This is a genomic window from Bacillus sp. P14.5, from assembly GCF_003316765.1.
Classification (GTDB): Bacteria; Bacillota; Bacilli; order Bacillales; family Bacillaceae_B; genus Rossellomorea.
Window position 1 is genome coordinate 14,917 of record NZ_NIJF01000104.1, and the last position, 14,335, is coordinate 29,251.

The 14,335-nt window shown below is 43.3% G+C and carries 15 protein-coding genes; 7 read left to right on the plus strand and 8 right to left on the minus strand.

The features are described from left to right. Nucleotides 1-13: 13 nt before the first annotated feature. The gene (locus B9Z54_RS20700) at nt 14-736 is read right to left on the minus strand and encodes a right-handed parallel beta-helix repeat-containing protein (protein ID WP_113930270.1); all 723 of its coding nucleotides are present in this window, start codon (nt 734-736) and stop codon (nt 14-16) included. 171 nt (nt 737-907) lie between these two features. Between B9Z54_RS20700 and B9Z54_RS20705 the strand changes: the two genes are divergently transcribed. Both B9Z54_RS20705 and B9Z54_RS20710 read left to right on the plus strand, forming a co-directional pair. Next, a complete protein-coding gene (locus tag B9Z54_RS20705; protein WP_113930271.1) occupies nt 908-1,390 on the plus strand; it encodes an NUDIX hydrolase in 483 nt (160 codons plus the stop codon). Then, a complete protein-coding gene (locus B9Z54_RS20710; protein WP_113930272.1) occupies nt 1,387-2,523 on the plus strand; it encodes a glycerate kinase family protein in 1,137 nt (378 codons plus the stop codon). Before B9Z54_RS20705 ends, B9Z54_RS20710 begins: the two co-directional genes overlap by 4 nt. Nucleotides 2,524-2,637: 114 nt before the next feature. On the opposite strand, the gene B9Z54_RS20715 is transcribed toward B9Z54_RS20710, so the two are convergent. Beyond that, nucleotides 2,638-3,546 (minus strand): ketopantoate reductase family protein, encoded by a 909-nt coding sequence (locus tag B9Z54_RS20715; RefSeq protein ID WP_113930273.1) that lies wholly within the window; start codon nt 3,544-3,546, stop codon nt 2,638-2,640. Between the two features lie 148 nt (nt 3,547-3,694). Between B9Z54_RS20715 and B9Z54_RS20720 the strand changes: the two genes are divergently transcribed. Together B9Z54_RS20720 and B9Z54_RS20725 are read left to right on the plus strand one after the other, a co-directional pair. Next, nucleotides 3,695-3,925 (plus strand): transposase, encoded by a 231-nt coding sequence (locus B9Z54_RS20720; protein ID WP_240190044.1) that lies wholly within the window; start codon nt 3,695-3,697, stop codon nt 3,923-3,925. A 79-nt stretch (nt 3,926-4,004) separates the two neighbouring features. Beyond that, the gene (locus B9Z54_RS20725) at nt 4,005-4,421 is read left to right on the plus strand and encodes a hypothetical protein (protein ID WP_113930275.1); all 417 of its coding nucleotides are present in this window, start codon (nt 4,005-4,007) and stop codon (nt 4,419-4,421) included. A gap of 265 nt (nt 4,422-4,686) precedes the next feature. On the opposite strand, the gene B9Z54_RS25040 is transcribed toward B9Z54_RS20725, so the two are convergent. The 6 genes from B9Z54_RS25040 to B9Z54_RS20750 all read right to left on the minus strand — a co-directional run bounded on the left by B9Z54_RS25040 (nt 4,687) and on the right by B9Z54_RS20750 (nt 10,965). After that, nucleotides 4,687-4,854, minus strand: a complete 168-nt coding sequence (locus B9Z54_RS25040; protein WP_162785311.1) for a hypothetical protein — start codon at nt 4,852-4,854, stop codon at nt 4,687-4,689. Beyond that, on the minus strand, nt 4,836-6,287 hold the full coding sequence (locus tag B9Z54_RS20730; protein WP_113930276.1) for a carbon starvation CstA family protein: 1,452 nt from the start codon (nt 6,285-6,287) through the stop codon (nt 4,836-4,838). Before B9Z54_RS20730 ends, B9Z54_RS25040 begins: the two co-directional genes overlap by 19 nt. Before the next feature lie 381 nt (nt 6,288-6,668). Beyond that, nucleotides 6,669-7,406, minus strand: coding sequence for a LytR/AlgR family response regulator transcription factor (locus tag B9Z54_RS20735; protein ID WP_113930277.1), 738 nt, complete (start codon nt 7,404-7,406; stop codon nt 6,669-6,671). Continuing rightward, nucleotides 7,403-9,142 carry a sensor histidine kinase gene (locus tag B9Z54_RS20740; RefSeq protein WP_113930278.1) on the minus strand — a complete coding sequence of 580 codons (1,740 nt, stop codon included), beginning with the start codon at nt 9,140-9,142 and terminating at the stop codon, nt 7,403-7,405. Before B9Z54_RS20740 ends, B9Z54_RS20735 begins: the two co-directional genes overlap by 4 nt. 366 nt (nt 9,143-9,508) lie before the next feature. Then, nucleotides 9,509-10,234, minus strand: coding sequence for a DUF421 domain-containing protein (locus tag B9Z54_RS20745; RefSeq protein ID WP_113930279.1), 726 nt, complete (start codon nt 10,232-10,234; stop codon nt 9,509-9,511). An 80-nt stretch (nt 10,235-10,314) separates the two neighbouring features. Then, entirely contained in the window at nt 10,315-10,965 is a 651-nt protein-coding gene (locus B9Z54_RS20750) for a nucleoside deaminase (RefSeq protein ID WP_113930280.1), read from the minus strand. A gap of 175 nt (nt 10,966-11,140) precedes the next feature. On the opposite strand from B9Z54_RS20750, the gene B9Z54_RS20755 reads away from it, so the two are divergent. The 3 genes from B9Z54_RS20755 (at nt 11,141) to B9Z54_RS20765 (ending at nt 14,067) form a co-directional block, all read left to right on the plus strand. Beyond that, nucleotides 11,141-11,392 (plus strand): sigma-G-dependent sporulation-specific acid-soluble spore protein CsgA, encoded by a 252-nt coding sequence (locus tag B9Z54_RS20755; protein ID WP_113930281.1) that lies wholly within the window; start codon nt 11,141-11,143, stop codon nt 11,390-11,392. A 243-nt stretch (nt 11,393-11,635) separates the two neighbouring features. Next, nucleotides 11,636-12,427 (plus strand): ABC transporter ATP-binding protein, encoded by a 792-nt coding sequence (locus B9Z54_RS20760; protein ID WP_113930282.1) that lies wholly within the window; start codon nt 11,636-11,638, stop codon nt 12,425-12,427. 2 nt (nt 12,428-12,429) lie between these two features. Continuing rightward, complete coding sequence (locus B9Z54_RS20765) at nt 12,430-14,067, plus strand: hypothetical protein (RefSeq protein WP_113930283.1); 1,638 nt, start codon at nt 12,430-12,432, stop codon at nt 14,065-14,067. The last annotated feature ends 268 nt before the right edge of the window (nt 14,068-14,335 follow it).

Consider the following 14,335-nt stretch of genomic DNA (forward strand, 5'->3'; position numbering starts at 1 on the left):
TCGACCGGTCCTGTTACAGTCGAAAAGGTTCTGATACCGCGCTTAACTTAGCAGCTTGTTCATCAGGTGCTTCCACCCTGTTTCCGCGAACAAAGAAATCTTTTGTGTCACCGCCTACAGTAATTGCTTCGCTGACTGGTCCAGGTGTACGGATATCGTATACCCGGTTGTCCTCAATGGTTACATTTTCAGCGAGATTTAAAGCATCATTTCCATATACAAAAATTCCGATGGCCCAACCTGCAGGATCTATATGCCCAATATCAAAAATGCGGTTTCCTGAAAGTCTCAAATTATTTACCGGCCCTGCGTTGATGCCAAAGGAGCCAAAGTCCACATTCATCCGCTCGGGACTTCCAATTTCAGTGATGATATTTTCTCTTACTGTAATGTTGGAAAAAGGGAAGTCTCCTGTTACGCTGGTGACAATTCCTGAGGCATCTGCACTGCCTATGAAATCGGGGTTTTTTATCGTGAAACCTTCCAGGGTCACATCACTGGATGCGATATCCACTGCATAATATCTTTCTTCTGCACTGGCTCCATTTAAAATTGTTACTTCAGGACCTTCACTGGACCGGACTGTCAACGGCTTATCAATTCTGATAAGTGACGGCCCTTGGACCTGAATGGGTTCGGTGTAAGTTCCAGGATTGACTAAGATTGTATCATTTGCATTGGCCTCGTCTATTGCAGCCTGGATGGAATCTCCAGGGTTTACTTCAATAACAGCCATGATTAATCACACTCCTTCAATTTCAATATATGAAAATAGATAAAGGCTGCTTGGACTTTTGCTAGATTTCCCTTATCCTTTCTCTTATAAATGGAGGATTTACCATTAATCTCAGGTTTCCTGTAAAATGATAGTGAAAGTAAAAGAAGGCTATTACGGGGTGATTATTGATTGGGATACATAGAAGAAATCAGGGCCTTGGTTGGCAAGGTACCGTTGATCTTAACTGGTTCAGTGGTGGTTATTTCAGATGAGGAAGGAAGGATATTGCTTCAGCAAAGAAGGCATCCGGAAGGCGCATGGGGGCTGCCGGGAGGACTAATGGAGCTGGGCGAATCCACAGAAGAAACTGCCCGCCGTGAAGTCTTGGAAGAAACAGGGCTGGAGGTTGGAAATCTCGAACTGATAAATGTGTACTCCGGAAAAAAATATTTTATAGTAGCAGCAAACGGCGACCAGTTCTATTCTGTGACCGCTGCTTACAATACTGCTGATGTTAGCGGGGACCTCAAGGTGGACGAGGCAGAATCGATTCAGTGTAAATATTTTCATAGTGATGAGTTCCCCGATTATATCGTAAAGAGCCATCGTGAAGTACTCGACGAATTTTTGCAGAAAAGAAATTCTCGATGCAGCTCGGAGACTAATATATGAAAATAGTGGCGGCTCCTGATTCATTTAAAGAAAGCATGACAGCAATGGAAGTCTGTGATGCTATAGAAAAGGGTTTCCAGAAAATCTTTCCGGAAGCTTCTGTCCACAAAATGCCTATTGCGGATGGAGGGGAGGGGACCGTGCACTCCCTGATCAGAGCAACGAAAGGCGGGATAGTTGATCTGGAGGTTACAGGTCCGGCTGGAAAACCGGTAAATGCGTATTATGGAATTCTTGGAGATGGCAGGACGGCCGTTATTGAAATGGCGGCTGCTTCCGGTCTCCAGCATGTCCCCATTAAAGATAGAAACCCGCTTACTGCGACTTCTTTTGGAACAGGAGAATTGATAAGGGATGCCATTGCCAGAGGAGTGGATAAGATTATCCTCGGATTGGGTGGATCGGCTACCAATGATGGCGGAGCAGGAATGGCGGCAGCCCTGGGAGTGGATTTTTTCAATGATAATGGAGAAACATTCATTCCCGTCGGGGGGACACTTGATAGAATAGCTTCAATATCGATGAGTTCCCTGCAATCATCCCTCAAAGGCATAAAGTTCGTAGTGGCATGTGATGTGGACAACCCTCTGACAGGTCCTCAAGGGGCTTCCCATGTATATGGACCGCAAAAAGGTGCCACTCCGGAAATAGCTGGTTTGCTCGATGCCAACTTGAGACATTTCGGGCAGAAGCTTAGTGAGGCAGCAAAAATAGATGCAGCCGCTTTCCCGGGAGCAGGTGCGGCTGGGGGAATGGGAGCCGGGGCAAAAGGTTTTCTGAAAGCACATTTCAGACCTGGCGTTGAATTGGTGCTGGACACGGTCCAGTTTGAGGAGGCAGTGTCCGATGCAGATCTCGTCATAACTGGGGAGGGGAAAATCGACGGACAGAGCATTCATGGAAAAGCTCCCATCGGTGTAGCACGCTGCGCCAAGAAATATAATAAACCGGTCATTGCCATAGCCGGGGAACTGGGAAAAGATTTTGAAAAGATATATGATCATGGAATAGACAGTGCATTCAGCATTATTACAGGTGTAATGAGTTTGGAAGACGCATTTAGGAAAGGACCTGAAAATGTTGAAAAAACAGCAGAAAATATTGCGAGGCTGCTAAACATTAAGAGGTTGTAGCGAGATATTCCCTGTAAAGTTTACTTTCAAAAATGAAAAAACAAAAAGAGCCTGAAGGATAAAATGTTAAACAAAAATGAGCAGGGCAGCATATGCAGTGCCCCGCTCTTTCTTTTAGCGTTCATATATTTTCAGGTTTGCATAAATGAATTGCAAAGTCTCAGCAGGGATATCATACTTCTTAGCCTCGTTCAGCAGGAATCCATATAAATGATCCACTTCAATTGGGAGTTTCTTTTCCATGTCCCTTTGAAGGGAGGATTTCATCTCAAAGCCCATGCTGTTCAGTTTTTCCAATTGTTTTGCTTCCACATCATCCGCAATAGGAGCACCTAGTTTCCTCATGATAGCCGAGGTTTCACTCAGAGTGTTTTTAATAAAAGACAAACCAGTTTTGTTTTCTCGGATCGGACCAATCGGGGCACGGAAGAGCGAAGTAACCCCGGAAAGAGTCGTTATAAACAAGTACTTATGCCACATGTCCTGAACAATAGATTCAGAGAGGGTGAAGTTAGCTTTCGTGCCGCTTAATGTCTCCTGCAGCTTTAAAATTCGTTCCGTTTTCCCGCCTGTTCGCTCACCAAAAACCACATCATGAATTGGGCTTGATTGAACAACACGCCCCTGAGAATCCAAAGTGGACTCCACAAAACAAAGCCCGCCAATAACACGCTGCTCACCGAACCTGCCAACCAGCTTATCTACATGCGACATCCCGTTCAACAGAGGCAGAATCATTGTCTCCCCGCCGACGTACGGTGCAATGCTGTCCATTGCACTTTCTAAATGGTAAGCCTTAACGGATAAAATAATTGCATCATAAGCAACGGGATCAGCACCGGATACAATTGTCTTCGGTTTCAAATCAGTATTCCCATGTACACTCTGAATACACAGCCCAGTCTGCTCAAGCTGACTCTTGCGTCTTTCACGTACAAGGAACGTCACATCTTCGCCCTTTTCTGCAAGACGTCCGCCGAAATAACCGCCGACCGCGCCGGCTCCTACTACTAATATTTTCATAATTTCAGTCTCCTTTTTATAAGATCCAGGTTACGATCCAAATAAATTCAAAAGCAGGATTGCTGCTCTTTTTATAGAATAGTTAATAGATTAAAATTGAGAGGATGATCCAATGCCAAGAAGAAAGAGAATATGGTTTCCAGGAGCAATGTATCACATAACATCACGCGGGAACCGAAAAGATACTATCTTTCATGAGAAAGATGACTACATTTATTATCTCCATCTGCTTGAAAAAGCTCAAAAACGTTTTCCTTTTAAACTCCACTCTTATTGCCTCATGCCTAACCATATCCACTTATTGATAGAAGGCTGTTTGCGCATAAATTGTTGCTTTTCGGAAAAATCCCAAGTGCCGGATTTTTCCCCTGGATACTAGGTTCTCTCTCTGAACAGGAAGAGAAGCTCTTTTCTTATATACTAACCAGGATTTTTCTGGTGAAAGAGGACGTTTTTTTTTGGAATTCATATTGAATAGCAACAAAGTTTACGAAAAGAGCCTAATAGAAACGGAAAAACATTCACCCTCAATAATTATCCATTACATCCACTCCCTTTATGCCAGGTATTTTAATAACATATATAAATATATTGGACATCTGTTCCAAAACCGCTTTGACGATAAAATCATTAAAGATTGGAAGCACATGATGGATACAAGCAGGTATATCCACTTAAACCCAGTGAAAGCGGGAATGGTAAAAAATCCAGAGAAATATCCTTGGAGCAGTTATAAAACTTTCATAGCAAACTATGAAGAGCCAATAATAAACAGTAATAAAATCATTGAGAATCTTTGCGGTGGATCTAAAAAAACTTACAAGAGTTATGTGGAACTAAATTTAAGTAAAGGCAGCTTTTATAACAAGTTGTAATTGTGCTGAGCCAGGCTCAAAAGGGTGGAACTGAGCCAGGCTCAAAAAGGTGGATCTGAGCCAGGCTCAAAAAGGTGAATCTGAGCCAGGCTCAAAAAGGTGGATCTGAGCCAGGCTCAAAAGGATAAATCTGAGCCAGGCTCAAAAAGGTGGATTTGACCCTGGCTCAAAAACTCATAACCTATCCCAGGCACCAAAAATCAACCCCAAACAAACCCAACCAAACACAAAACCCCGGGAAAAACAGCTCCCGGGGTTTGCTTGGTTAAATCAATATAATAAAAATCAGGGAAACTGCAGCAGCTGCTATCAATAGTATTTTCAATGAGAAAGGGAGCGTATCGCTCCCTTTCTCATTAATTCTTTCTTCTTCCTCGTTCACTGTTTTACGATAATTGGGACTGCAGCAGCCCATCAGGCAGCCGGCTTCCAATTGGATACGTCTTCCTCAAGAGGGATGTTGTTAGCCCTTGCCTTCTTGGCTGATACGAAGAAGATGGCTGTCAGGATGATAGATATGACTGCAGCTCCGATATAAGAAGTGCTGAGTGCCATGCCGAATCCGATAGGAGCATTCAAGATGTACGTTGTAGTAGCCATCAGCATGAAGATTCCAGGAACCAACGGAATCCAGAAGTTCTTCTTGGCCACATAGAGATACATTGCACCAACGAACAAGGCGATGACGGCCGTTGACTGGTTTGCCCAAGAGAAGTAACGCCATAGAAGCGTGAAATCAATTCTTGTCAGAGCAAAGGAAATCGCGAATAATGGAAGAGCGATCCATAGACGGCTTGAGACTTTCTTTTGAGAAAAATTGAAGTAGTCTGCGATGATCATACGCGCACTTCTGAATGCTGTATCACCTGAAGTGATTGGCAGAATGATTACTCCCAGGACAGCAAGTGTTCCTCCAACCGCTCCAAGCATAAGAGTGGAAGCTTCACTAACAATTCCAGCAGGTCCTCCATTTGCCAGAATATCATTTAAACCTGAGTAACCATCGAACAAGCTCATTGCAGCTGCTGCCCATATCATGGCAATGATACCTTCTGCAATCATCATGCCATAGAAAATCTTGCGTCCATTCTTCTCGTTTTGCGTTGTACGGGAGATAATTGGAGTCTGTGTGGCATGAAATCCAGATAACGCTCCGCAAGAGATAGTCAAGAATAGTAATGGGAAGATTGGTGCATTGTCAGGGTGAAAATTCGAAAGGGACAATTCAGGAATAGGAGCTCCTGTGAAAATAAGCATACCGCCGACTCCCAAAGCACTGATCAGCAGAAGAGCACCGAAAATTGGATAAAAACGGCCAATGATCTTATCAATTGGAAGAAGGGTAGCCAGGATATAGTAAATAAAGATGGCACCCAAGATCAATCCCATTGCAGCCCAGCCGTCCATTAGATTGAACAGTAAATCAGCTGGTGCTGAAACGAAAACGGTACCGACTAATAATAAAAGTAAGACAGCAAATGCGTTCACCACGTGCTTCATGAACTTGCCCAGGAATTTACCCGCAAGCTCAGGAAGGTGAGCGCCCCGGTTGCGAATGGAAATCATTCCGGTAAGGTAGTCATGGACAGCACCAGCAAAGATGCATCCAATGACAATCCAGATGAAAGCAACCGGTCCGTAAAGTGCTCCCATGATCGGACCAAAGATAGGTCCCACACCAGCGATATTCAAGAGCTGGATCAAAGAGTTTTTAGGTGTGTTCATTGGGAGATAATCGACACTATCCTGATGCGTGTAGGCAGGTGTCGTTCTGCCCTCGTTAACGCCGAAAACTTTTTCGACGAACTTGCCGTACGTGAAATAACCAACAATCAATAAGGCAATCCCCGCTAAAAATGTATACATAATAAATCCTCCTTAAGAGTGTTATGAATGCGTTTACATAGATTATAAGATTGATTGTGGCAGAATGGTGAATTTTTAGAGCAAGATGCAAAAAAGGAGGATTAAGATGTATTTAGGAAGGATTAAGATGCAGAACTTTGGGAGCCTTTACATAAAAAGCGGAAGCGCCCCGATAAGCCCCGACAGGTAAATGTTCCCCGGAGAAAAAAAGGAGGTCTATCCCTTTATTCTTCGGGGGTTATTTGACCCCGAGGGGCTGGGAGCTGGAGCTGGATTGCATAAAAAGCGGAAGCGGCCCGAAAAAAAAGCCGGTCTATCCTTTTATTCCTTCGGGGTTATTTGACCGAAAAAAGGGATGCATAAGGTGCAACCCTGTAGATATTAGAGCTCCAGCTTTTGGCGGAGTGCTTTCACATAATTTCTGCTGACGGAGAGTTTTTCTTTGGCCCCCATGATTTCAAGCTGATAAGCGCCGTTGAACCAGGGGGTTAGCTTCGAGACATAATCCAGGTTGACGATATAGCTTTTATGGATACGGAAAAAAGAATAGGCTCCAAGACGGCTTTCGAGATCCTTTAAAGGTGTTTTGACTTCGTATTGGGCTGTTTTTGTAATGATTTTGGATACTTTCTCTTCTCTGTACATATAGAGTATATGGGACGGGTCAAGGTACAGGATTTCACCTTCCCCTTCCACCGCAAGTTTGCCTGGCTGCCGTGAAGTGTCAAAATCTGAGGAAGAGGACGGAAGAAGCAGCTTCTCAATCCTCGAGACTGTTTGAGCCAATTGTTCTTCATCATAAGGTTTCAACAGGTAATCCACAGCCTCGTAACGAAATGCTTCCGCGGCGAATTGAGGATAGGCAGTGGCAAAAACGATCAGCGGCGGCTTTTTTAGCTCCATAAGAGATTTTGCAGCTTCCATACCATTCAATTTTGGCATTTCGACATCAAGGAATACAACATCAGGAGAGTGCTGGATGGATTGCAGGATAGCACTTTCACCCGAGTCCGCTTCTCCCGAAATTTCGATGGAGGAATACTCGCCCAGCAGATGCTTTAGTTCATCCCTGCTGTACCGCTCATCATCAACGACTAATGCTTTTATTGTTTTTTTCATTGCGATTCCTCCATTTCAGGGATGAAGAAGGAGATTTTTGTTCCTTCACCATATTCGCTGTTGATTTTTAATGCAGCTTTGCGGCCGAACATCATGGTCAACCTGCGATTGATATTATATAAGGCGAACCCGGTTCCTGTCTCTGAATCGAGACTGTTTTCCCCGAGCAGTGCCAGCCGGTCTTCAGGAATTCCCTGGCCATTATCCTCAACAGTAATCGTCACACCTGACTCTTGATGGGCGACAGTGATTTTTACCACGCAGTTTTCATTCTTATCTTTAATTCCATGCTTAATGGCATTTTCGACAATTGGCTGAAGGGTGAGGGGCGGAATCATTCGAGATAATGATTGTTCTTCAATGTCGTACTCTACCTTCAACTTATCAACAAAGCGCGCTTCTTCAATGGCTAGATAGGCTTTCACATGTTTCAGTTCTTGTTCTAAAGATGTGATCTCCGCTGTGGTCCCCGTAAGGTTTTGTCTTAAAAAATTGGAAAGGGATATCAGCAGTTTCCGTGCCTGGGCAGGATCAATACGTATCAAGGAACCGATGACATTCATGGAATTGAATAAAAAATGCGGGCTGATTTGCGCCTGAAGTGCCTTGATTTCAGCTTCCTTTGCGTACTGCAGGGCTTTATCCGCTTCAGCAATCTCAAGCTGGTTGCTGAGAAGGACACTCAGACCGGAAATCAATTCGAGAATGACATTGGTTATCTCTTTTTCAGAAGAAAAATAAAATTTCAATGTGCCGATGGTTTCCCCTCGATGCTTTAATGGCGCTATGACAGCTGCGCCAAGCGGGCAATCCTTGTTCACACAGTGGATCGTTTCATCATTTGCGACCACCAGTTTACCGTGTTTGATAACATCCTTGGTAATGTGGGTCTGAAGCGGACTGCCTGCCCGGTGATGATCATCTCCTCTTCCTGTATGGGCAAGAATGCTGGTCTTATTGGTCATCGCAACGGCAGAAGGATTGATTTCTTTAAAAAGGATTTCACAGACTGCCTTGGCAGAGTCGGTATTCATCCCTTTTCTTAGGTAGGCCAGTGTCTGGTCAGCAATTCTCAGTGTCTTTTGTGCCTGCAGGGCACCGGCTTTTTCTTCTTCATTCACCACATTTTTAATGATTAACAGAAACAATGCGCAGCCGACACCATTAGCAAGAATCATCGGAACACCGATCATTTCGACAAGTGTCAGGGCTTTTTCAAACGGCTTGGCCACCATGAGGATGATGATCATTTGAATCGTTTCGGCCAGTGCTCCTATAAGGAAAGCTACCGGCAGCTTCACATGCTTGTTCCGCTGATGGAAAATACCAGAAATAATCCCGGCTGCAATGGCGGCGATTCCACAGGCAATATCCGTGAATCCCCCAAGCGTGAAACGGTGAATCCCGGCAATCAATCCTGCCCCGATTCCAACCCGGTACCCGCCGAGAAGGCCGGCAAGAACTACCCCGATCACCCGTGAATTTGCAATTGCCTCATCAGATCCCAGGTTCATGGCCCAGCGGTTAAAATCAAGTGTTTCCGTGTTGAAGGACAAGCCTGAATAAGTTCCAATGATGCCAAAAAAACCAAAGAAAAGGATGGCGACCATCTGCTGCCGGCCGCGTAATTTATCCTGATAAATCATGCTTTGGAAGAATCGGAATCTTGTTAAGATAAAGGCAATCGTCACTATGATTCCGAGTCTTTCAAGCATGGTGAAAAGTAAGTCGAACATGGCTGAGGCTCCTTTAAGAGGCAATAGTTCTTCTATTATATCAAAAGGGGAAAATGATTAGCAGGGGAGTTTAAATGGGAAGCTCTGGGCGCAGGGCATGGGATGACCCACAAGAACTCACGAAAACGGAATTTTCTGTCCGGTGCTGCAGCAAAGGAAACACCAGTTCAATGATTGGTGATTAGGAGAGAGAACAGAATAGTCGGAGTGCTGAGCAGTCTAAGATGAAGCTCTTATTTAAAAGTAATCATGTAGAGACAGGTATGAAATCAATAGGATGACGGCTCTTCGTCACTGAGATTGATTCTGAAATATCCATTGATTCGGCGGATTCTGTTATCCACCCAAGCTTTTCTGAAGGAACTTTTAATGATACAAATAAGGAAGGTTCCGAGGATTTTCGTTCTTTAAGGAAATATGCAGCTCAAGATTTTTATTAATGGAAGCATAAAAAATCTCATTTGTGTCATGAATTCCCTTCCTCAACAGCTCCTGTTTCAGCCATTGATCATCGAGGTCGTACTGCTGAAGGACGTTGGGGTACACCGTCCCTTCCATAATGACTGGTACGGATATACCGGGGGAAGAGTGGAGTATCCCAAGGTCTCCTGCAGTCGCAGTCTGCTTCTGTGCCCTTTTGTAGACACTTAGAGCTCCACTTGATTCAATTATGGCGGTTTCGATATCGTCGATAGAAAAGACATCCTTTTCTCTCAGCATTTGAAGAACATTATCCACAGAGTAATTAATCTTTTTGATATTTCTTCTCAAAAGTTTTCCGTTCTGAATGACAACAGTCGGTTCAAAGGTCAAAAGCCTCCCAATGAATCTATTCGCGATTTTCAGCTTGGATACTACTTTCTGAAGAATTCCGATGGCAATAATAGCAATCCCTGTCTGAAGGTGCTGGACTTCCGGGTCGGCGATATCGGCACCGACAACTGAGCCCAATACCAAGATGATCAGAAAATCAAAAACAGGCAGTTCGCCGATTGCCCGTTTTCCCATATAAATGGTGATAAATAAAAGCAAAGGCAAAATGGTGACAATCCTGCCAAGGACAATCAGTGTTTCTTTTATTGTTTCAATCATTTCTTTTCCTCCTGCACTATATCTCCAGTTAGTGATAATCTTTCCTGCAGGAAAGGATTTATGCAGGGAGGAGAAGAGGATTAAATTTTCAAGGTTCTTCTGGCTTCTTTCTTTATGTCCTCAAAAATTTCTCCGAAAGGTTTGCCATCCTGTTTGGCTGTCTGAAGTGTTCCATTGCTGAACCATCTTTCCCCGAGTTCGACACCAATGGGGCAGTCCATTCTCCATGGAGTGATAATCCTTTCCACATCATGCCCTCTTCTCAAGACAAAATCGGTTTTTAAAACCAGTTGAGCAATTTCGAGTTCTTTATGAGGACCATGTACCGAGATGGATTTCCCAGTGATATAGTCATTCCCGTTTACAAGGTTTGTGGCACCGGCAAGTCCGTCTCCCGCAGCATAGTGTATATTTTTTATGCTCGACATGACGATGGCACCGAAGCATAAGGCGCAGGGTTCCATTGTAGAATAGATGCTGTATCTCTTTCTGTTTTGGTTTGTTTCCAGATTATCGATTTTCAGGATGGCATTGATTTCAGCATGAGCAATCTTATTGTTGCAGACCTGTCCGTTTTCTTGTGATTTTTCATACACCTTATTCCTGCCTGCCGAAATCACCCTGCCATTCTCATCCGTAATCGCTGCACCGATCGGAAAGGAACCGTTGCAATACGAAATCCAAGCCTGCTCAAAACATTCCTTCCATGCATGCGATAAATTGACCCACATATTTTAATCGCTCCTATTCCTGGTTGAATTTTTCTTCTATTATACTCTCTTCCGTGACAGTCACGCCCCGACATTTGTCGAAATTCACATATTTATTCAAATTGGGAGTCCGCATAATTCTGTCATTATTACTCATCCTAATTCTATAAGCAGTGAAGTAAAAGGAGGTTAGGTAATGGATCAGAATTTAGCGTATTTGCGGGAAGTGCTATCCAACTACACAGATGAGAATGATCTGATGAGTGAAATCAACCGGAAAATCGAGAATGGTCAATATGCATCCGAGGGGGCTTTCGTAAGGGATCTCAGTGAGGAAGAAATCCGTTCGCTTGAAAGCATCCTTGACAATGAAATCCACCATGCGAACGAAGCTGGTGACCTGGAGCGGGGTTATCAGCTAAATGAAGTATTTGAATTATTATTCTGACAGATAGCGTATCTGCACGAAGAAAAGATATTTTCACTTGGAACTTGGAAAAATTAAAAGTAAGGGATGGCGGGCTTAAAGATCTTGTTCTAGCTTTGGCCATCCCTCTTTGTGAATGAGATAAGACCATTCTCAGCAGGGATGGACACCTCGATTCGACAAATTCCGGGTGGTGACTGTCACGCATAGGAACATTTTCCCTGCCCAATATGTTACAATTAACCCAAAAAAGAGGGTGACGTTTTGGGAGTTCAGGGAGAGACGGTTCTGTTGATAAGGGAACTTCAAAAGAGTTTTGGTACGAAGCATGTCCTGAAAGGAATCGATTTAGAGGTTCAAAAGGGACAGATCATTGGATACATAGGTCCGAATGGTGCAGGAAAAAGCACGACGGTCAAGATCCTTCTGGGATTGGAGGAGGCAGATAGTGGAGAGATTGAAGTGTTTGGCGAAAAAGTTTCTGATAGTAACATAGATTATAAGAGAAAGATTGGCTATGTTCCGGAGATTGCTGAGATATATGAAAATCTGACTGCAAATGAATATATGACCTTCATTGGAGAGCTATATGGAATGACCGCTGAGGAAGCCGGGGATAAAGCATTCAAGCTGATGAATATCTTTGGACTGAAGGGTGTTTTTCACTCTAAGATATCTTCTTATTCAAAAGGGATGAAACAAAAAGTGCTGATCATTTCCAGCCTTCTTCATGATCCCGAGCTGTTGTTCTTTGATGAGCCAATCAATGGTCTGGATGCAAATAGTGTCATGGTGTTCAAAGAAATTCTTGCGAAGCTTGCAGCGGAAGGGAAGACCATCTTTTATTCTTCTCATATCATGGATGTGGTTGAAAAAATCAGCAGCCGGATCATACTGCTTCATGATGGGCGGATTGTTGCCGATGGTACTTTTGCGGAACTAAAGGGGCAGAACATGGATGGTACCCTTGAACAAATTTTCAATGAACTTACTGGATTCAATGAGCATGGAGAGATCGCCGAGCGGTTTGTTGAGATTGTCAGAGGCGGGGTGTAAGGATGAAGGACTTTCCTACACTTCGGTTTTTAGATTATTTCCGCTGGTTTTTCACAAAGCAGGGTATTGATTACAAGCTGCTCCGTAAAATCCTGCAAGTCAAATTGACTATGGACGGCAGAAGGGTGCCGACGATATTCAATCAGTCGAATAAGAAACAAAAGGATGATAACAACCGATTCATCAAGTCATTGTGGATTTACGCTTTGTATGGATTATTTCTTGTGCCATTTATGCTTATGGGAGACAATTATCTATTTCAAATGAGCATCACATTCGGAGTTCTGATGTTCATTGTCATGACCTCTATGATTTCTGATTTTTCCTCGGTTCTGCTTGATATTCGGGATCGAAATATATTACATACGAAGCCTGTGGATAAGAGGACCATCAGTCTTGCTAAAACACTGCATGTCTGTATCTATCTATTTTTCCTGACAGCAGCAATCGCGGCGATTCCCCTTGTGGTCAGCCTTTTTACTCATGGACCGTTATTTTTCCTGCTGTTTTTAGTGGAAATTATTTTGATGGATTTCCTGATTGTTGTGATTACAGCGATTTTGTATTTTACTATTCTCCGCTTTTTTGATGGAGAAAAACTGAAGGATATCATCAACTATGTCCAAATTGGTCTTTCCATTGGATTGGCTGTCGGTTATCAGTTTGTCGCCAGATCTTTTGAACTTGTTGAATTTGGGGTTGAATTTTCTCCGGCATGGTGGCAATTCCTTATTCCCCCGGTCTGGTTTGCGGGCCCGTTTCAGTTATTTCTACAAGGAGAAGGCGGCACCTATATCATAGCATTTACTGTATTGACGTTTGTTGTCCCGGTTATAGCGCTTCTTATCTACTCTAAAATGATGCCTTCGTTTGAGAGGAATCTCCAGAAGCTGTCCAGTCACAGCGGGAAAGAGAAAAAAGGGATGCAGAGCTACTTTAATTGGGAAGCTAAATTTTTCTGCCGGAATAAAGAAGAGCGGGCATTTTTCCGTTTTGCCAGATCGATGATCAAAACGGAAAGGGATTTTAAGCTTAAGGTTTATCCTTCGCTTGGATTTTCTCTGATATTTCCGTTCATTTTTATCTTCAATCAGCTGCAGATGGATTCCTTTGGTAATATTAGGGACAGTAAGTGGTATTTATCCCTGTATTTCACCATGCTGATGATTCCGAATGTGTTGATGATGCTGAAATATTCAGGAAAACATAAGGCGTCCTGGATCTATAGGACTGCTCCTGTTGGAAAACTCAGAAATATTTATACAGGAACCATTAAGGCGGTAATGGTGAAGCTTTTCCTGCCTGTATATCTGGTTATCAGCCTCATCTTTGTTTTTCTGTTTGGACTGCGGATTATTGATGATGTGGTGATCATCTTACTGAGCAGCATTGTCTACGTCATTTTCGGATTCATCGTGATAAAAGGGACATTGCCATTTTCACGTTCATTCGAAGCGGCCCAGGACAGCGATGGGTGGAAGCTGATCCCTTATTTTCTGTTAATCGGTGTGTTTGTGGGAATTCACTTCCTTGCCCTTGGAATTGATTATGGAAGCTATTTATATTTGGGGATCCTGCTGATTTTGGCTCCTGTTTTGTGGAGGCTTTCATTCAGGACGGATTGGGAAGACTTACGATAAATAAGGAAAGAGGGAGGCTTTTGCCAGTTTTTACAGGCAAAGGCTTCTTTTTTATCATTCCATTTTCAATAAACATGTGCTATTATTTAGTAATCCGAAATATTATTTAAATGAATAAATAATCTTCCTCTGTGAAGGTTGTTTTTATTTTGGCTGTTTTTGAAAGCATTGTTGTTTGTCGTTTTCTTTTCACTTCACAACAGGCGCCTTTCGGAAAACTGCCTTTATTTTTGTGGAAAACAGGCCTGAAATCATAGGCCGTTACAGG